This window comes from Streptomyces sp. enrichment culture, from assembly GCF_964273145.1.
In the GTDB taxonomy this organism is placed as follows: domain Bacteria; phylum Actinomycetota; class Actinomycetes; order Streptomycetales; family Streptomycetaceae; genus Streptomyces.
On the sequence record NZ_OZ186873.1, the window covers coordinates 5,389,706 to 5,410,229 of the forward strand.

Annotated in this window: 2 protein-coding genes; both read left to right on the plus strand. The window is 74.0% G+C overall.

Annotated features, from left to right (window positions below; genetic code table 11):
* The first annotated feature begins 81 nt into the window (after positions 1–81).
* Positions 82–16,119 (plus strand): type I polyketide synthase, encoded by a 16,038-nt coding sequence (locus tag ACSU6Z_RS24090; protein WP_437048646.1) that lies wholly within the window; start codon positions 82–84, stop codon positions 16,117–16,119.
* A 7-nt stretch (positions 16,120–16,126) separates the two neighbouring features.
* Entirely contained in the window at positions 16,127–20,200 is a 4,074-nt protein-coding gene (locus ACSU6Z_RS24095; RefSeq protein ID WP_437048648.1) for a type I polyketide synthase, read from the plus strand.
* The last annotated feature ends 324 nt before the right edge of the window (positions 20,201–20,524 follow it).

Below are 20,524 nucleotides of genomic sequence, written 5' to 3' on the forward strand. Positions count from 1 at the left end.
GCCCAGTCCCCAGCCCCACCCCATTCTTCCCGAACCTCCCCGTGCCGCCGCGCCCGGGAGACGACACATGGCGAGGCCCCGATGGCGAACGTGAACGAAGCGAAGCTCCTCGACTACCTCAAGCGGACGACCGCGGACCTGCACGCCACCAAGCAGCGGCTGCGGGAGATGGAGAATGCCGGGCAGGAGCCCATCGCCATCGTCGCGATGAGCTGCCGTCTCCCCGGCGGCGTACGGACGCCCGAGGAGCTGTGGCGGCTGCTCGCCGCGGGAGGGGACGCCATCGGGGACTTCCCCGAGGACCGGGGCTGGGAGACCGCGACCGCCGCGGCCGGGAACCTCGACGACGGCACGGACTACGCCCGCAAGGGCGGATTCCTCTACGACGCCGGGCAGTTCGACCCCGCCTTCTTCGGCATCTCGCCCCGCGAGGCACTGGGCATGGACCCCCAGCAGCGCCTGCTGCTGGAGACCGCCTGGGAGGCGTTCGAGCGCGGCGGCATCGCACCGGACTCGTTGCGCGGCGGCCGCGTCGGCGTCTTCACCGGTACCAACGGGCAGACGTACTTCGAGCTGAAACTGCCCGAGGAGGCCGAGGCGTACCTGGCCACGGGCAGCAACGCCGCCGTGCTCTCCGGCCGCATCTCCTACGTCCTCGGCCTCGAAGGCCCCGCGGTCACGGTCGACACCGCCTGCTCCTCGTCGCTGGTGGCGCTGCACCTCGCCATGCAGGCCCTGCGCAAGGGCGAGTGCACCCTCGCGCTCGCGGGCGGCGCCACCGTGATGGCCACCCCCGACCCCTACGTCGCCTTCAGCCGGCAGCGCGGACTCGCCGCCGACGGCCGCTGCAAGGCGTTCTCGGAGGCCGCGGACGGCACCGGCTGGTCCGAGGGCGTGGGCATGCTCCTGGTGGAGCGGCTCTCCGACGCCCGGCGCAACGGGCATCCCGTCCTCGCGGTGGTGCGCGGCTCGGCCGTCAACCAGGATGGCGCCAGCAACGGCCTCACCGCGCCCAACGGCCCCTCCCAGCAGCGCGTCATCTGGGACGCTCTGGCCAGCGCACAGCTCTCCGCCGACCAGGTGGACGTGGTCGAGGCGCACGGCACCGGCACGGTTCTGGGCGACCCGATCGAGGCGCAGGCCCTCATCGCCACCTACGGCCGCGACCGCGCGGCCGACCGGCCGCTGTGGCTGGGCTCCGTCAAGTCGAACCTGGGCCACACCCAGGCCGCCGCGGGGGTCGCCGGCATCATCAAGATGGTCATGGCGATGCGGCATGGGGTGCTCCCGCGGACCCTGCACGTGGACGAGCCGTCGTCGAAGGTGGACTGGACCGCGGGACACGTCCGGCTGCTGACCGAGGAGGTCCCCTGGGACGCCGGCCGGCCGCGCCGCGCGGGCATCTCCTCCTTCGGCATCAGCGGCACCAACGCCCACGTCATCCTGGAGCAGGCGCCCGAGGAAGAGCCCGCACGGGACGCCGCCGAGCGCCCGGAGCCCGCGGACCCGGCGCTCTACCCGGTGTCCGCCGCGAGCCCGGCGGCGCTGCGTGCGCAGGCCAGGGGGGTGCTGGACTTGCTGGAGGGGGAGGGCGCCCCGGACCCGGTGGACGTGGCCGTGGCGCTGGCGACCACGCGTGCCCAGCTGGACCGCCGCGCGGCGGTCGTCGCCACGGACCGTGAGGAGCTGCTGGCGGGGCTGCGCGCCCTGGCGGCGGGCGCGAGCGCCCCGGGCGTGGTGGAGGGCACGGTGGCGGGCGGCCGGCTGGCGTTCTTGTTCACCGGTCAGGGGGCTCAGCGTGTCGGCATGGGTGCCGGGCTGGCGGAGGTGTTCCCGGTGTTCGCCGACGCCCTGGACGAGGTGTGCGGACACCTCGACCTCCAGCTCGACATCCCCCTCAAGGAGGTGTTGTTCGCGGTGGAGGGGTCGCGGGAGGCGGCGTTGCTGGAGCGTACCGAGTACGCCCAGCCGGCTCTGTTCGCCCTGGAGGTGGCCCTGTTCCGGCTGGTGGAGTCCTGGGGGGTGCGTCCCGACGTCGTCATGGGCCACTCCATCGGCGAGATCGGCGCCGCGCACGTGGCGGGCGTGTTCTCCCTGGCCGACGCCTGCGCTTTGGTCGCGGCGCGCGGCCGGCTGATGCAGGCCCTGCCCCCGGGCGGGACGATGGCCGCGGTGCAGGCCGGCGAGGAGGAGGTGCGCGCCCTGCTGGCCGGGGCGGACGATGCCGCCGTCGCCGCCGTCAACGGCCCCGCCTCCGTGGTCGTCTCCGGTGCCGCGGCCCGGGTGGAAGCGGTCGTGGCAGCGGTACGGGCCAAGGGCGGCAAGACCTCCCGGCTGAAGGTCTCCCACGCCTTCCACTCCCCGCTGATGGAACCGATGCTCACCCGGTTCGAGAACGTGGTACGCGGCCTCGCCTTCCACCAGCCCGCCCTCCCCTTCGTCTCCACCGTCACCGGACAGAGCACCGACCCCGTCACCCCCGAGTACTGGGTCGGCCACGTCCGCGACACCGTCCGCTTCAGCGACGCGGTACGCACCCTGGCCGACGACGGCGTCACCACCTTCCTGGAACTGGGCCCCGACGCCGTACTGAGCGCCATGGCCGCCGACACCCTGCCCCAGGACGGCGCACACTGCCTCCCGCTGCTGCGCCGGACCCGGCCCGAACCCACCGAAGCCCTCACCGCCCTGGCCCACCTGTGGACCCACGGCCACCCCGTCGACTGGACCGCCCTGCACACCACCCCCACCCGCCACGTCGACCTGCCCACCTACCCCTTCCAACGACAGCACTACTGGATCGACAACGCCGCGGTCGCCGGCAACGTCGCGTCGGCCGGGCTCGACACCGCCGACCACCCCCTGCTGGGCGCCGCCATGATGCTGGCGGACTCCGACGGCGCGCTGTTCACCGGGCGGCTCTCCACCGCCACCCACGCCTGGCTCGCCGACCGTGCCGTCGCCGGGACCGTCGTGTTCCCCGAGACAGGCTTCGTGGAGCTGGCCATCCGCGCCGGTGACCAGGTCGGCTGCGGGGTGCTCGAAGAGCTGACGCTGGAGGCGCCCCTGGTGCTGCCCGAGCGCGGCGGCCGGCAGGTGCAGGTCACCGTGGGCGCCCCGGAGGGCGACACGGGAACCCGCGCGGTGCGGGTGTTCTCGCGCGCCGAGGACGCCGCGGGCGACTCCTCCTGGACGAGGCACGCGACCGGTGTGCTGGGCACCGGTGCGCGTCCCGCGACGGACGCCTCCGCCCTCGCCGAGTGGCCGCCCGCCGGGGCGACCCCCGTCCCGGTCGAGGACGCGTACGAGCGCTACGCGGCGGCGGGACTGACGTACGGCACCGCCTATCGGGGCCTCAAGGCCGCCTGGCGGCTGGACGACGAGCTGTTCGCCGAGGTCGCGCTGCCCGAGCGGGCCGCCAAGGACGCCGAGCGGTTCCGGCTGCACCCCGCCGCCCTGGACGCCGCGCTCCAGAGCCTGGCCCTGCCCGGCTCCGCCGCGGACGCCGGGCAGGACCCGCGCCCCCGGCTGCACGCGCAGTGGCGCGGCGTCACCCTGCACGCCACCGGTGCGTCCGCACTGCGGGTGCGGCTCTCGCCGCTGGGCGGCGACAGCTTCACGGTGGCCGTCGCCGACGCCGCGGGCGAGGCCGTCGCCTCGGTGGAGTCGCTGACCGTACGCCCCGCCACGGCCGCCGAACTCACCGGAGACGGTGGAGTGCGCTTCCCCGAGTCGTTGTTCCGGGTGGAGTGGCAGCCGGCGGTGGGTGGGGTGTCCGGTGGTGTGGTGGATGTGGCTGGGTTTGATGATGTGGTGTCGGGTGCTGTGGTGGGGGTGCCTGATGTGGTGGTGCTGCGGGCGTTCGGGGATGTGTCGGCCGGGGTGCCCGAGGGTGTGTCGGGGTTGTTGGAGCGGGTGTTGGCGGGGGTGCAGTGGTGGTTGGGGCAGGAGCGTTTTTCGGGTTCGCGGTTGGTGGTGTTGACGCGGGGTGGTGTGTCGGTTGACGGGGGTGGTGTGGGTGATGTGGCGGGTGCGGCGGTAGCGGGTTTGGTGCGGTCGGCGCAGGCGGAGAGTCCTGGCCGGTTGGTGTTGGTGGATGTGGAGGGTGGGGAGGACGGGGAGTTTCCGCCGGGGTTGGCGGGGCGTGTGGTGGGTGTGGGGGAGCCGCAGGTGGCGGTGCGTGGTGGTGCGGTGTGGGTGCCGCGTCTGGTGCGTGCCTCGGTGCCGGTGTCGGCGTCGGGTGTGGGTGCTGCGGGTGTGGATGTGAGTGGTGGGACGGTGCTGGTGACGGGTGGCACCGGTGGTCTGGGTGGGGTGTTGGCGCGGCATCTGGTGTCGGTGTGGGGTGCGCGGCGTTTGGTGTTGGTGAGTCGGTCCGGTGGTGGTGCGGGTGTGAGGGAGTTGGTTGATTCGCTGGTGGGGCTGGGTGCGGTGTCGGTTGAGGTGGTGGCGTGTGATGTGGCGGATCGGGAAGCGTTGGCGGGGGTGCTGGCGGGGATTCCGCGGGAGTTTCCGTTGGTGGGTGTGGTGCATGCGGCGGGTGTGCTGGATGACGGTCTGGTGGGGTCGTTGTCGGTGGAGCGGTTGCGGGGTGTGCTGCGGCCGAAGGTGTGGGGTGGGTGGAATCTGCATGAGTTGACGCGTGATCTGGGGCTGGGGTTGTTTGCGGTGTTTTCGTCTGCGGCTGGTGTGTTGGGTGCGCCGGGGCAGGGGAATTACGCGGCGGGCAATGCGTTTTTGGACGGGTTGGTGCAGGCGCGGGTCGCGGAGGGTTTGCCGGGTGTGTCGTTGGCGTGGGGTGTGTGGGGGGATGAGGGTGTGGGGGGGATGGGTGGTGGGTTGTCGGAGGGTGACCGGTTGAGGATGGCGCGGGGTGGTGTGCTGCCGTTGTCGGTGGCGCAGGGGGTGGGGTTGTTCGATGTGGGGGTGCGTGCGGGTGCGGCTGTGGTGCCGGTGCGTCTCGATGTCGACGCGTTGCGGGCGCAGGGCACGGAACTGCCGCCCCTCTACCACCACCTCACCGGCCGGCCCGCCCGCCGCCGGGCCACCTCGCGTACCGCGGCCGCTGCCGCCGGCTCGCTCGGCGAGCGCCTCGCCGCACTTGCCGAACCCGAGCGCAGGGAGGCCGTCCTCGACCTGGTGCGGGGGCAGGTGGCCACGGTGCTCGGCCACGCGGTCCCCGAGGCGATCGAGCCCGGCCGCGCCTTCGGCGACCTGGGCTTCGACTCCCTCACCGCGGTCGAACTGCGCAACGGGCTGAACACGGCGACGGGCCTGCGGCTGCCCGCCACCCTCGTCTTCGACTACCCGACCGCGGACGACCTCGCCGACTTCCTGCTGGCCGAGGTCGGCGGGGACATGGCCGCGGCCGCGCTCCGGCCGGCCACCGACCTCGTCGGTGACGATCCGATCGTCGTCGTCGGCATGTCCTGCCGTTACCCCGGCGGCGTCGAGTCGCCGGAAGACCTGTGGGACCTGGTGCTGGACGGCAGGGACGCCATCACCGACTTCCCCGGCAACCGCGGCTGGAATCTCGACCGGCTCTACGACCCCACCGGCACCCGCCCGGACACCACCTACGTCGACAAGGGCGGCTTCCTCCACGACGCCGCCGACTTCGACGCCGAGTTCTTCGGCATCAGCCCCAACGAGGCCCTGATCACCGACCCCCAGCAGCGTCTCCTCCTGGAGACCTCCTGGGAGGCGTTCGAACGCGCGGGCATCGACCCGGCCACCCTCAAGGGCAGCGCCACCGGTGTCTTCGCCGGTGTCGTCTACCACGACTACTCGGGCAGCAGCAGCTCCGGCAGCATCGTCTCCGGCCGCATCGCCTACACCTACGGCCTCGAAGGCCCCGCGGTCACGGTGGACACCGCCTGCTCCTCCTCGCTCGTGGCCCTGCACCTCGCCGGCCAGGCACTGCGCACCGGCGAGTGCGACCTCGCCCTCGCGGGTGGAGTGACCGTCATGGCCTCGCCCGCCGCCTTCGTGGAGTTCAGCCGCCAGCGCGGCCTGTCCCACGAGGGCCGCTGCAGGGCGTTCGCCGCCGGGGCCGACGGCACCGCCTGGGGCGAGGGCATCGGCGTGCTCGTCCTGGAGCGGCTCTCCGACGCCCGGCGCAACGGGCACCCCGTCCTCGCGGTGGTGCGCGGCTCGGCCGTCAACCAGGACGGCGCCAGCAACGGCCTCACCGCGCCCAACGGCCCCGCCCAGCAGCGCGTCATCCGCCAGGCGCTCGCCAACTCCCGGCTGAACCCGGCCGACGTCGACGTCGTCGAGGCGCACGGCACCGGAACGGTCCTGGGCGACCCCATCGAGGCACAGGCCCTCATCGCCGCCTACGGCCAGGACCGCCCCGCGGACAGCCCGCTGTGGCTCGGCTCGGTCAAGTCCAACATCGGCCACACGCAGGGCGCCGCGGGCGTCGCCGGCATCATCAAAATGATCATGGCCATGCGCCACGGCGTCCTGCCCAGGACCCTGCACGTCGACGAGCCGTCCGGGCACATCGACTGGACGTCGGGCACCCTGCGGCTGCTGACCGAGGAGGTCCCCTGGGACGCCGGCCGGCCGCGCCGCGCGGGCATCTCCTCCTTCGGCATCAGCGGCACCAACGCCCACGTCATCATCGAGCAGGCGTCGCCCGAGCACGACCACGAGCGGGCCGCCTCCTCGGACGACGGCCCCGCGCGGGACGCGCTGGTGCCGTGGGTCGTCTCCGGCCACGGCGAGGACGGACTGCGCGCCCAGGCCGCACGCCTCGCCGCGTACGTCACCGAGCACGGCACCCTGAGCCCCGTGGACATCGGCTGGTCCCTGGCCACCCGGCGCGGCGCGCTGGAACGGCGCGCCACCGTCCTCGGCGCCGACACCGCCGAACTGCTGGCGGGCCTCGCGTCCGTCGCCGACGGCACCGCCGACGGCACCACCCGCACCAGCGGCAAGACCGCGTTCCTCTTCACCGGCCAGGGCGCCCAGCGCCCCGGCATGGGCCGCGAGCTGTACGACACCTACCCCGCCTACCGGCGGGCCTGGGACGAGATCCGCGAGCACCTCGACGCACTGCTCGAACGTCCCCTGGACGAGGTCCTGTCCGCCACCGAGGGCACCGCCGAGGCCGCGCTGCTGGACCGCACCGAGTACGCCCAGCTGGCTCTGTTCGCCCTAGAGGTGGCCCTGTTCCGGCTGCTGGAGTCCTGGGGCGTCCGGCCCGACGTCGTCATGGGCCACTCCATCGGCGAGATCGCCGCCGCGCACGTCGCGGGCGTGCTCTCCCTGGCCGACGCCTGCGCCTTGGTCGCCGCGCGCGGCAGGCTCATGCAGGCGCTCCCCGCGGGCGGCGCCATGATCGCCGTCCAGGCGAGCGAGGACGAGGTGCTGCCGCTGCTCGCCGACGCGCCGGGAGCCGGCCTGGCCGCGGTCAACGGCCCCGGCGCGGTCGTCCTCTCGGGCCCCGAGGCGGCGGTGACGCAGGTCGCCGAACGGCTGCGGGCCGAGGGTCGCAAGACGTCCCGCCTCAACGTGTCGCACGCCTTCCACTCGGAACTGATGCGGCCCGTGCTGGACGACTTCCGGCAGGTGCTCCAGGCGCTGTCCTTCGGCGAACCGCGGCTGACCGTCGTCTCCAACGTGACCGGCGACGTGGCGGTGGGGGAGGATCTGCGCACCGCCGAGTACTGGCTGCGGCACGTGATCCACGCCGTGCGCTTCGCCGACGGCGTGCGCACCGCGGTGGACCGCGGCGTGACCCGGTTCGTCGAGGTCGGCCCCGACGGCGTGCTGACCGGCCTCGCACAGACCTGCCTGGAGGAGACCGAGGGCGTCGAGCGCCCCGAGCGCATGGCGCGTTTCGTGTGCGTGCCGCTGCTGCGCAAGGGACGCCCGGAGGCACGGGCCCTGCTCACCGGCCTCGGCCGGCTGCACGCCGCGGGCGGCGAGGTCGCCTGGCCCGCCGTGTTCGACGGCACCGGGGCCCGACCCGTCGACCTGCCCACGTACGCCTTCCAGCGGCAGAGCTTCTGGGAGCAGACGCAGGACGGCCAGGGCGATCCGGAGTCCATCGGCCTCGGCGCCACCGACCACCCGCTCCTCGGCGCGGCCGTGGCGCTCGCCGACGAGGGGGGCCACCTCTTCACCGGGCGGCTCTCGGCACAGACCCAGCCCTGGCTCGCCGACCACGTCGTCGGCGGCTCGGTCTTCTTCCCCGGCACCGGCTTCGTCGACCTGCTGATCCGCGCCGGCGACCGGGTCGGCTGCGGGGTGCTCGAAGAGCTGACGCTGGAGGCGCCCCTGGTGCTGCCCGAGCGCGGCGGGGTCCAGGTCCAGGTCGTCGTGGGCGTCCCCGAGGGCGACGCCCGGCGCCGCTCGGTACGGGTGTACTCACGGGACGAGGCCGCCACTGCGGAGACCCCCTGGATCCGCAACGGCTCGGGCACGCTGGTCGCCGCGGCGCGCGGCGGCTCCGGCGGGTTCGACCTCGGGGCCTGGCCCCCGGCGGGCGCCGAGCCCGTCACCGTCGAGGGCGTCTACGAGCGCTACGCGCAAGGCGGCTTGTCCTACGGTCCCGTTTTCCGCGGCCTGCGCGCCGCCTGGCGGCTGGGCGAGGACGTGTACGCCGAGGTCGCGCTGCCGGACGGCGTGGCCGTCGACAGGTTCGGCGTGCACCCGGCGGTGCTGGACGCGGCGCTGCACGCCGTGGGACTGACCGGTGCCGGACAGCGGGCCGCCCTGCCGTTCGCCTGGTCGGGCGTGGAACTGTTCGCCACGGGTGCCACCGCGTTGCGGGTGCGGGTGCGCCCGCTCGGCCCGGGTGCCGCCGTGTCGCTCGACGTGGCGGACACCACCGGGCGCCCGGTGGTGTCCGTGGACCGGCTCGACGTACGGCCGATCGGCGAGGAGCAGCTCACCCGCACCCGCGCCGAGTACCCCGAGTCGTTGTTCCGGGTGGAGTGGCAGCCGGCGGTGGGTGGGGTGTCCGGTGGTGTGGTGGATGTGGCTGGGTTTGATGATGTGGTGTCGGGTGCTGTGGTGGGGGTGCCTGATGTGGTGGTGCTGCGGGCGTTCGGGGATGTGTTGGCCGGGGTGCCCGAGGGTGTGTCGGGGTTGTTGGAGCGGGTGTTGGCGGGGGTGCAGTGGTGGTTGGGGCAGGAGCGTTTTTCGGGTTCGCGGTTGGTGGTGTTGACGCGGGGTGGTGTGTCGGTTGACGGGGGTGGTGTGGGTGATGTGGCGGGTGCGGCGGTAGCGGGTTTGGTGCGGTCGGCGCAGGCGGAGAGTCCTGGCCGGTTGGTGTTGGTGGATGTGGAGGGTGGGGAGGACGGGGAGTTTCCGCCGGGGTTGGCGGGGCGTGTGGTGGGTGTGGGGGAGCCGCAGGTGGCGGTGCGTGGTGGTGCGGTGTGGGTGCCGCGTCTGGTGCGTGCCTCGGTGCCGGTGTCGGCGTCGGGTGTGGGTGCTGCGGGTGTGGATGTGAGTGGTGGGACGGTGCTGGTGACGGGTGGCACCGGTGGTCTGGGTGGGGTGTTGGCGCGGCATCTGGTGTCGGTGTGGGGTGCGCGGCGTTTGGTGTTGGTGAGTCGGTCCGGTGGTGGTGCGGGTGTGAGGGAGTTGGTTGATTCGCTGGTGGGGCTGGGTGCGGTGTCGGTTGAGGTGGTGGCGTGTGATGTGGCGGATCGGGAAGCGTTGGCGGGGGTGCTGGCGGGGATTCCGCGGGAGTTTCCGTTGGTGGGTGTGGTGCATGCGGCGGGTGTGCTGGATGACGGTCTGGTGGGGTCGTTGTCGGTGGAGCGGTTGCGGGGTGTGCTGCGGCCGAAGGTGTGGGGTGGGTGGAATCTGCATGAGTTGACGCGTGATCTGGGGCTGGGGTTGTTTGCGGTGTTTTCGTCTGCGGCTGGTGTGTTGGGTGCGCCGGGGCAGGGGAATTACGCGGCGGGCAATGCGTTTTTGGACGGGTTGGTGCAGGCGCGGGTCGCGGAGGGTTTGCCGGGTGTGTCGTTGGCGTGGGGTGTGTGGGGGGATGAGGGTGTGGGGGGGATGGGTGGTGGGTTGTCGGAGGGTGACCGGTTGAGGATGGCGCGGGGTGGTGTGCTGCCGTTGTCGGTGGCGCAGGGGGTGGGGTTGTTCGATGTGGGGGTGCGTGCGGGTGCGGCTGTGGTGCCGGTGCGTCTCGATGTCGACGCGTTGCGGGCGCAGGGCACGGAACTGCCGCCCCTCTACCACCACCTCGTCCCCTCCGTGCGCCGTACCGCCGCCGTCGGTGACGGGACCACCGCCGACTCCCTGCACCAGCGGCTCTCCGCGCTCACCCGGGCCGAGCGGGAGCGGACCCTGCTCAATGTGGTACGGGGCCAGATCGCCGACGTCCTGGGCCACGCCAACCCCGCGTCCATCGCACCCGACCGCGCCTTCAGCGACCTGGGCTTCGACTCCCTCACGGCGGTCGAACTGCGCAACGGGCTGAACACGGCGACGGGCCTGCGGCTGCCCGCCACCCTCGTCTTCGACTACCCGACCGCGGGCGACCTCGCCGGCTTCCTCCACGACGAACTGCTCGGCACCCTCGACGCCCCCACCGCCACGGCGGTGCGGCACGAGGCCCCCGTGAGCGACGACCCGATCGTCGTCGTCGGCATGTCCTGCCGCTACCCCGGCGGCGTCGAGTCGCCGGAAGACCTGTGGGACCTGGTGCTGGACGGCAGGGACGCCCTCTCGGAGTTCCCCGAGGACCGCGGCTGGGACACCCACGCGATCTTCGACCCGAAGGGCGAGCGCCCGGACACCACCTACGTCGACAAGGGCGGCTTCCTCCACGACGCCGCCGACTTCGACGCCGCTTTCTTCCGCATCAGCCCCAACGAGGCGCTGAGCACGGACCCCCAGCAGCGTCTCCTCCTGGAGGCCTCCTGGGAGGCGTTCGAACGCGCGGGCATCGACCCGGCCACCCTCAAGGGCAGCGCCACCGGTGTCTTCGCCGGCGTGATGTACCACGACTACCCGACCAGCCACAGCGCGGGCAGCATCGTCTCCGGCCGCATCGCCTACACCTACGGCCTCGAAGGCCCCGCGGTCACGGTGGACACCGCCTGCTCCTCCTCGCTGGTGGCGCTGCACCTCGCCGGCCAGGCACTGCGCGCCGGTGAGTGCTCACTGGCGCTGGTCGGCGGCGTGACGGTGATGGCCACGCCCGCCACCTTCCTCGAGTTCAGCCGGCAGCGCGGGCTCGCCGCCGACGGCCGCTGCAAGTCCTTCGCCGAGGCGGCGGACGGCACCGGCTGGTCCGAGGGCGTCGGCGTGCTGGTGGTCGAGCGGCTCTCCGACGCCCGGCGCAACGGCCACCGGGTGCTCGCGGTGGTGCGCGGCAGCGCCGTGAACCAGGACGGCGCCAGCAACGGCCTCACCGCCCCCAACGGCCCCTCCCAGCAGCGCGTCATCCGCGCGGCGCTGGCGGACGCCCGGCTCTCCACCGACGAGATAGACACCGTGGAGGCGCACGGCACCGGCACGGTCCTGGGCGACCCGATCGAGGCGCAGGCCCTCATCGCCACCTACGGCCGCGACCGTACGGCCGAGCAGCCGCTGTGGCTGGGCTCCGTCAAGTCGAACCTGGGCCACACCCAGGCCGCCGCGGGCGTCGCCGGCATCATCAAGATGATCATGGCGATGCGGCACGGGGTGCTCCCGCGGACCCTGCACGTGGACGAGCCGTCGTCGAAGGTGGACTGGACCGCGGGGCGGGTGGAGCTCCTGACGGAGCCCAGGCCGTGGGAGACCACCGGGCCGCGGCGTGCCGCCGTCTCCTCTTTCGGGATCAGCGGCACCAACGCCCACGTCATCATCGAGCAGCCCGCCGAGGCCGCCGAGCCGGACTCCGGGTCCACGGAACGGGACGACGTCCCCGGCACCCTCCTGCTCCCGGTGTCCGCCGCGGACCCGGCCGCGCTCCGGGCCAAGGCACAGGACCTCGCCGGGCTGCTGGACGCCGCGGACGCCCCGGATCCGGTGGACGTGGCCGCGGCGCTGGCGACCACGCGCGCCCGGCTGGACCGCCGCGCGGTCGTCCTCGGCACGGACCGCGACGAGCTGCTGGCGGGGCTGCGCGCCCTGGCGGCCGGGGAGACCACCCCGGGCCTGGTCCAGGCGAGCGCGACCGAGGGCCGGCTGGCGTTCTTGTTCACCGGTCAGGGGGCTCAGCGTGTCGGCATGGGCGCCGGGCTGGCGGAGGTGTTCCCGGTGTTCGCCGACGCCCTGGACGAGGTGTGTGTCCATCTGGATCCGCTGCTTCCGCGTCCGCTCAGGGAGGTGTTGTTCGCGGTGGAGGGGTCGCGGGAGGCGGCGTTGCTGGAGCGTACCGAGTACGCCCAGCCGGCTCTGTTCGCCCTGGAGGTGGCCCTGTTCCGGCTGGTGGAGTCCTGGGGGGTGCGTCCCGACGTCGTCATGGGCCACTCCATCGGCGAGATCGGCGCCGCGCACGTGGCGGGCGTGTTCTCCCTGGCCGACGCCTGCGCTTTGGTCGCGGCGCGCGGCCGGCTGATGCAGGCCCTGCCCCCGGGCGGGACGATGGCCGCGGTGCAGGCCGGCGAGGAGGAGGTGCGCGCCCTGCTGGCCGGGGCGGACGACGCCGCCGTCGCCGCCGTCAACGGCCCCGCCTCCGTGGTCGTCTCCGGTGCCGCGGCCCGGGTGGAAGCGGTCGTGGCAGCGGTACGGGCCAAGGGCGGCAAGACCTCCCGGCTGAAGGTCTCCCACGCCTTCCACTCCCCGCTGATGGAACCGATGCTCACCCGGTTCGAGAACGTGGTACGCGGCCTCGCCTTCCACCAGCCCGCCCTCCCCTTCGTCTCCACCGTCACCGGACAGAGCACCGACCCCGTCACCCCCGAGTACTGGGTCGGCCACGTCCGCGACACCGTCCGCTTCAGCGACGCGGTACGCACCCTGGCCGACGACGGCGTCACCACCTTCCTGGAACTGGGCCCCGACGCCGTACTGAGCGCCATGGCCGCCGACACCCTGCCCCAGGACGGCGCACACTGCCTCCCGCTGCTGCGCCGGACCCGGCCCGAACCCACCGAAGCCCTCACCGCCCTGGCCCACCTGTGGACCCACGGCCACCCCGTCGACTGGACCGCCCTGCACACCACCCCCACCCGCCACGTCGACCTGCCCACCTACCCCTTCCAACGACAGCGCTACTGGATCGACGGCTACTCCCCGTTCGGCGCGGCTTCGGGCGGCGGCGATCATCCGTTGCTGGGTGCGGCCGTCGCCCTCGCCGAGACCGACAGCCTGGTCTTCGGCGGGAAGCTCTCCACCCGCACCCAGCCCTGGCTGGCCGACCACACCGTCGGCGACACCGTACTGTTCCCCGGCACCGGGTTCGTGGAGATGGCCGTCTCCGCCGGTGACCAGGCGGGCTGCCCGGTGCTCGCGGAGATGACGCTGCAGACGCCGCTGGTGCTCCCGGAGCGCGGTGCCGTCCACACCCAGCTCGTGGTGCAGGCCCCCGACGACTCGGGCCGCCGCACCTTCAGCATCCACTCGCGTGGTGAAGGCACCGTGGACGAGGCGCCCTGGGTGCGGCACGCCTCGGGTGTGCTCGCCACCGCGGAGCCCACCGCCGAGGACGGCGAGGAGTTCGCCGTCTGGCCTCCGGCGGGCGCGGTGCCGGTGCCGGTGGAGGGGGTGTACGAACGGTTCGCCGAGGGCGGCCTGTCCTACGGTCCCGTCTTCCGCGGCCTGCGCGCCGCCTGGCGGCTGGGCGAGGACGTGTACGCCGAGGTCGCGCTGCCGGACGGCGTGGCCGTCGACGGGTTCGGCGTGCACCCGGCGGTGCTGGACGCGGCGCTGCACGCCGTGGGACTGAGCGGCGCGGGGGAGCGGGCCGGACTGCCGTTCGCCTGGTCGGGCGTGGAACTGTTCGCCACGGGTGCCACCGCGTTGCGGGTGCGGGTGCGCCCGCTCGGTCCGGGTGCGGAGTCCGGCGCCGGGGCGGTGTCGCTCGCGGTGGCGGACGCCGCCGGGCAGCCGGTGGCGTCGGTGGAACGGCTGGATATACGGCCGATCTCCGAGGAGCAACTGGCCCGGGCGCGCACCGAGTTCGTCGACTCCCTCTACCGGGTGGACTGGACCCCGCTGCCCGCCGCCGACGTCGCCGGCACCGGGAAGTGGGTGGTGGCCGGCAGCGGTGCCGCCGCGTGGTCGGAGGCACTGGCCACGGTGGTGGGAAGCACGGCGGCGGTGCCGCGGGTCGAGGACGCGGGCGACGCGGACATCGTCGTACTGCCCGTCCTCGGCGCCACTGCCGCCACCGGAGCCACGGATGCCGCGGGAGCCGTGCGCGAGCTGGCGCACCGGACACTCGCCGACCTCCAGACCTGGCTGGCGGACGACCGGTTCACCGCCGCGACGCTGGTGGTCGTCACCCAGGGCGCGGTGCCCGCAGCCGACGGGGACGTCACCGACCTCGCGGCCGCCACCGTGAGCGGGCTCGTACGGTCCGCGCAGATGGAGCAGCCCGGCCGGATCGTGCTGGCCGACCTGGACGGCACCGACGCCTCACTGACCGCCCTGCCGGCGGCGGTACGCAGCCGGGAGCCCCACGTATCCCTCCGCGACGGCATGTTGGCGGCCCCCAGGCTGGCCCGCGTTCCCGCCGTCCCCGCCTGGGCCGGACCAAAGGAGCGGGCCTGGGACCCCGAGGGCACCGTGCTGGTGACCGGCGCCACCGGCGCTCTGGGCGCCCTGGTCGCACGCCACCTGGTCACCGAACACGGCGTCCGCCGCCTGCTGCTGACCAGCAGGCGCGGCCAGGACGCGCCGGGTGCCGCCGAATTGCGCGCGGAACTGACCGGGCGCGGGGCGCACGTCACGCTCGCCGCCTGTGACGCCGCCGACCGGTTCCAGCTGGCCGGCCTGCTGGCGGCGGTCCCCGCCGAACATCCGCTGACCGCGGTCGTGCACGTCGCGGGAGTGCTCGACGACGGCGTCATCGGCTCGCTGACCCCGAAGCGCCTGGACAGGGTTCTGCGGCCCAAGGTCGACGCCGCCTGGAACCTGCACGAACTGACCCGCGACCTCGACCTGTCGGCGTTCGTGCTCTTCTCCTCCATCGCCGGCGTGCTCGGCGTCCCGGGGCAGGGCAACTACGCCGCCGCCAACGCCTTCCTCGACGCCCTCGCCCAGCACCGGCGCGCCCACGGCCTGGCGGCCACCTCGCTGGCCTGGGGCCTGTGGGCGGACGACGGCGGCATGGCCGGTCGGCTGAGCGGCACCGACACCCATCGCATGACCCGGTCCGGCGCGGGCGCGCTCACCGCCGAGCGGGGCCTCGCCCTCCTCGACGCCGCCGTCCTCGGCGAGGAGCGCACCGGCGCCCCCGCCGACGCGCTCCTCGTCCCCGTCGCGCTGGACGCGCGGGCCATGGCGCAGGGCGGCGAAGGGGACCTGCCGCCGCTCTTCCGCGGCCTGGTCCGGGCACCCGGGCGCCGTGCCTCCCAAGCCGTCGCGGCGGCGCCCGCCGGCTCCCAGGGGCTGCGCGCCCGCCTCGCCGAGACGCCGGCGGCCGAACGGACGGACCTGCTCGTCGAGGTGGTGCGCGGACACGTCGTGGCGGTCCTCGGCCACGCCGACACCGAGGGGGTCGACGCCGACCGGCCCTTCAGCGACCTGGGCTTCGACTCGCTGTCCGCCGTGGAGTTCCGCAACCGCCTGGGCGCGGCGACCGGGCTGCGCCTCCCGGCTGCGCTCATCTTCGACCACCCGAGCATCAGGGCCGTGGCGGGCCACCTGCGGGAAGAACTCGCTCCCCGGGCCGGGGAGGACGGGGCGGACGGTGATTCGGCCGAGGCCCGCGTCCGCAGCGCCCTGGCGGCCATACCGCTGTCCCGGCTGCGGGAGGCGGGACTCATGGAGAGCCTGCTCGAACTCGCGGGGATCGCGGCGGACGCCCCGGCCACCGGGGACGCGGACGCCACCGGCTCCATCGACGCCATGGACGCCGACGCCCTGATCAGCATGGTGCTCGCGGACTCCGGCCCCGGCGGAGGCACGGAGGGGGACGGCGACGTGGACGGCGCGTACGGATACGACCGGGACGGGTTCGACGCCAACGACACGACGTGGGAGAAGTGACACCGCCATGACAGAGACCACTCGTCCGGGCCGGGCGGCTCAGCCTCCCGGGTCCGATGGCTCCGGCGCGAAACTCGTCGACGCGCTGCGGGCATCGATCAAGGAGACCGAGCGGCTGCGCGAGCAGAACCGCAAGCTGACCGCCGCCGCGCGGGAACCCCTCGCCATCGTCGGGATGGCGTGCCGCTACCCCGGTGGGGTCCGCTCCCCCGAGGACCTGTGGCGGCTGGTCTCCGAAGGGGCCGACGCCATCACCGAGTTCCCCGCCGACCGCGGCTGGGACCTCGACGCCCTCTACGACCCCGATCCGGAGCACGACGGCACCACGTACTCCCGGCACGGCGGGTTCCTCCACGACGCCGGGGACTTCGACCCCGCCTTCTTTGGCGTGGCGCCGCGCGAGGCCCGCGCGATCGACCCCCAGCAGCGGCTTCTGCTGGAGGTCGCCTGGGAGGCGCTGGAGCACGCCCGACTGGTGCCGGGCACACTGCGGGGCAGCCGCACCGGCGTCTTCACCGGGGTGATGTACCACGACTACATCAACAGCTACGGCAGCGGCAGCGTCGTCCCCGGCCGGGTCTCCTACACCTTCGGCTTCGAGGGCCCGGCGGTGACGGTGGACACGGCCTGCTCGTCGTCGCTGGTGGCGCTGCACCTGGCGGCTCAGGCGCTGCGGAGCGGCGAGTGCGAGCTCGCGCTCGCCGCGGGTGTCACGGTGATGGCCACGCCGGGGACGTTCGTCGACTTCAGCCGGCAGCGCGGGCTCGCCGCCGACGGCCGGTGCAAGTCCTTCACCGAGGCCGCGGACGGCACCGGCTTCTCCGAGGGCGTCGGCGTGCTGGCCCTGGAGCGGCTCTCCGACGCCCGGCGCAACGGCCACCGGGTGCTCGCCCTGGTGCGTGGCTCGGCCGTCAACCAGGACGGCGCGAGCAACGGCCTCACGGCGCCCAACGGGCCCGCCCAGCAGCGCGTCATCCGTGCCGCGCTGGCGAACGCCCGGCTCTCGGCCGACCAGGTGGACGTGGTGGAGGCGCACGGCACCGGCACGGTTCTGGGCGACCCGATCGAGGCGCAGGCCCTCATCGCCACCTACGGCCGGGACCGGCCCGCGGACCGCCCCCTGTGGCTCGGCTCCATCAAGTCCAACATCGGACACACCCAGGCCGCCGCCGGTGTCGCCGGAGTGATCAAAATGGTCATGGCGATGCGGCACGGGGTGCTTCCCAAGACCCTGCACGTGGACGAGCCCTCGAAGAAGGTCGACTGGTCGGCGGGGCGGGTGGAGCTGCTGACCGAGGCCAGGCCGTGGCGGAGCGAGCGGCCCAGGCGCGCGGGGGTGTCCTCCTTCGGGATCAGCGGCACCAACGCCCACGTCATCATCGAGCAGGCGCCGGACGCCGGGGAGGCCCGGGAGGACGGCCCCGCGCGGGAGGGCACCCGCACACCGGTGCTCTGGCCGATGTCCGGCGCCACCGCCCAGGCCCTGCGCGACCAGGCCGCGGCCCTGCGCGCCCGTATCGAGGGCCCCGGGGCCTTCTCCCTCGCCGACCTCGGCTACTCCCTCGCCACCACCCGTACCCATCTCGACCACCGCGCCGTCGTCACCGCCGCCGACGCCGCCGAACTCACCACCGCCCTCACCGCGCTCATCGACGACGCACCCGCGCCGAACCTCGCCCGTGCCACCGCCCACACCAGCGGCAAGACCGCCTTCCTGTTCACCGGTCAGGGGGCTCAGCGTGTCGGCATGGGCGCCGGGCTGGCGGAGGTGTTCCCGGTGTTCGCCGACGCCCTGGACGAGGTGTGCGTCCATCTGGATCCGCTGCTTCCGCGTCCGCTCAGGGAGGTGTTGTTCGCGGTGGAGGGGTCGCGGGAGGCGGCGTTGCTGGAGCGTACCGAGTACGCCCAGCCGGCGCTGTTCGCCCTGGAGGTGGCCCTGTTCCGGCTGGTGGAGTCCTGGGGGGTGCGTCCCGACGTCGTCATGGGCCACTCCATCGGCGAGATCGGCGCCGCGCACGTGGCGGGCGTGTTCTCCCTGGCCGACGCCTGCGCTTTGGTCGCGGCGCGCGGCCGGCTGATGCAGGCCCTGCCCCCGGGCGGGACGATGGCCGCGGTGCAGGCCGGCGAGGAGGAGGTGCGCGCCCTGCTGGCCGGGGCGGACGACGCCGCCGTCGCCGCCGTCAACGGCCCCGCCTCCGTGGTCGTCTCCGGTGCCGCGGCCCGGGTGGAAGCGGTCGTGGCAGCGGTACGGGCCAAGGGCGGCAAGACCTCCCGGCTGAAGGTCTCCCACGCCTTCCACTCCCCGCTGATGGAACCGATGCTCACCCAGTTCGAGAACGTGGTACGCGGCCTCGCCTTCCACCAGCCCGCCCTCCCCTTCGTCTCCACCGTCACCGGACAGAGCACCGACCCCGTCACCCCCGAGTACTGGGTCGGCCACGTCCGCGACACCGTCCGCTTCAGCGACGCGGTACGGTCCGTCGGGGCGCGAGGCGCCACTCGCTTCGTGGAGATCGGTCCGGACGCGGTGCTTTCCGGCCTCGTCCAGCCGAGCCTGAGCCCCGAGGACGCCGAGCGCGCCACCGTGGTTCCCCTGATGCGCAAGAACCGCGCCGAGGCCGCCACCCTCCTCACCGGAGTGGGGCTGCTGCACGCCGCCGGCGCCGGGGTGGACTGGCAGGCGCTCTACGGGGACAGCGGCGCACGTGCGGTGGACCTGCCCACCTATGTCTTCCAGCACCGCCGCTACTGGACCGCCTCGCCCGCGCTCTTCGGCGGGGCCGTGCCGGACGTGCCCGAATCGGCGGCCGTCGGCGAGACCGCCGACGATTCCGCGGCCGACGGGCTCCGTGCCCGGCTGGACGCGCTCCCCGAACCCGAGCGGGAGAAGCTGCTGACCGAGGTCGTCATGGAGCACGTGGCCGCGGTCCTCGGCCATGACTCGGCGGAAGTCCTCGCCCCGGAACGGGGCTTCCTCGAAGTGGGCGTCGACTCGCTGTCCGCGATGGAGCTGCGCAGGAACCTCCGGCGGGTCACCGGCCTGGAGATCGCCGCCGCCGCGGTCTTCGACCTCGGCACACCGGCCCGCCTCGCCGCGCACCTCGCCACCGAGCTGCGCTCCGCACCACCGCCGGACGCGCCCGGGGGGACCACCGCGCCGGCCGCCGCCCCGGCCGGAGGGCCGGAGACCGTCGGCGGGCTGTTCCGAGCCGCGGCCCGCGACGGCAGGATGACCGAGGGCATGGCTCTGCTGGGTGCCGTGGCGGAGCTGCGCCCCGCCTTCACGACGGCCGCCGGGACCGGTGTCGTCAGCCCGCCGGTGCGGCTGGCCAAAGGCCCTGAGGGCCCCGTGCTCATCTGCTTCCCGTCTCCGATGGCGCTCGCCGGGGCCCAGCAGTACGCGCGGTTCGCAGCGGGCTTCCGGGACGTGCGCGACGTGCATGTCGTCCCCCCGCCCGGTTTCGTGGACGGTGAACCGCTGCCCGCGTCGGTGGACGCGGCCGTCGACCACTTCGCGAGGAGCGTGCGGGAGTTGGCGGGCGACACGCCCTTCGTCCTGGTCGGCTACTCCTCCGGCGGTCAGTTCGCGCACGCCACCGCCGGCCGAATGGAAGGCGACGGTGTGCCACCCGCGGGGGTCGTGCTGCTCGACACCTACCTCCCCCTCGACGGCGACGACGAGCGGGCCACCGGTGCCACCGACGCCGCCGACGGGCTGTGGGCCCGCATGCTGGCCGGAATGATGGCGCGCGAGGACCACTTCGGGGGGTTCTCCACCGCCCGGCTCTCGGCGATGGGCCGTTACGGCACCCTCATGCGGCAGTGCGCCCCCGGGGAGATCGAGGCGCCCGTCCTGTTCGTACGGCCGACGGAGTCGTTCGTCGACGAGGTGGAGGGAGCCGGTGGATCCGCGGCCGCCATCGGCGGGGACGACGGCAGTTGGCGCTCCTCCTGGCCGGCCCCGCACACCCTGCGCGAGGTTCGGGGTAATCATTTCACCCTGCTGGAGGGGGCGGCCCGGGCCACCGCCGGGCTTGTCGAGGAGTGGCTGCGGTCCCTCCAGGGGAACGGTCTGTCCTGACGCCGCGTCCTGTGCGGTGGGGCGGACCAGCCGCCGGCGGTGGCACATGATCGCGGAGCCTTCGCGGGAAAACCCTCCGGGGCCTGGTTCGGGACTCGTCGACCCGCCGGGCCCCGGCCGGGCCCGCGGCCGCCACGTCCCGGGAACGGCGACCGCGTGACCGGGCGGGGGCGCGAACTCCGCCGACCGCTCGGGTGACTGGGCGTCAACCCGACGTCCAGGCCGATCTTCCCGGCCACACGAGCCCGTACGTCGTCGCGGGGCGCGTCCGCGTCCCAGACGCCCCGGTCCGGCAATCTCCGGAAGGTGTCAGAGCTCGGGTGA

Bases quoted from the DNA above. Each gene is read 5' to 3' on its own strand.
- ACSU6Z_RS24090 (WP_437048646.1), top strand. From the start codon at position 82: ATGGCGAACGTGAACGAAGCGAAGCTCCTCGACTACCTCAAGCGGACG.
- ACSU6Z_RS24095 (WP_437048648.1), top strand. From the start codon at position 16,127: ATGACAGAGACCACTCGTCCGGGCCGGGCGGCTCAGCCTCCCGGGTCC.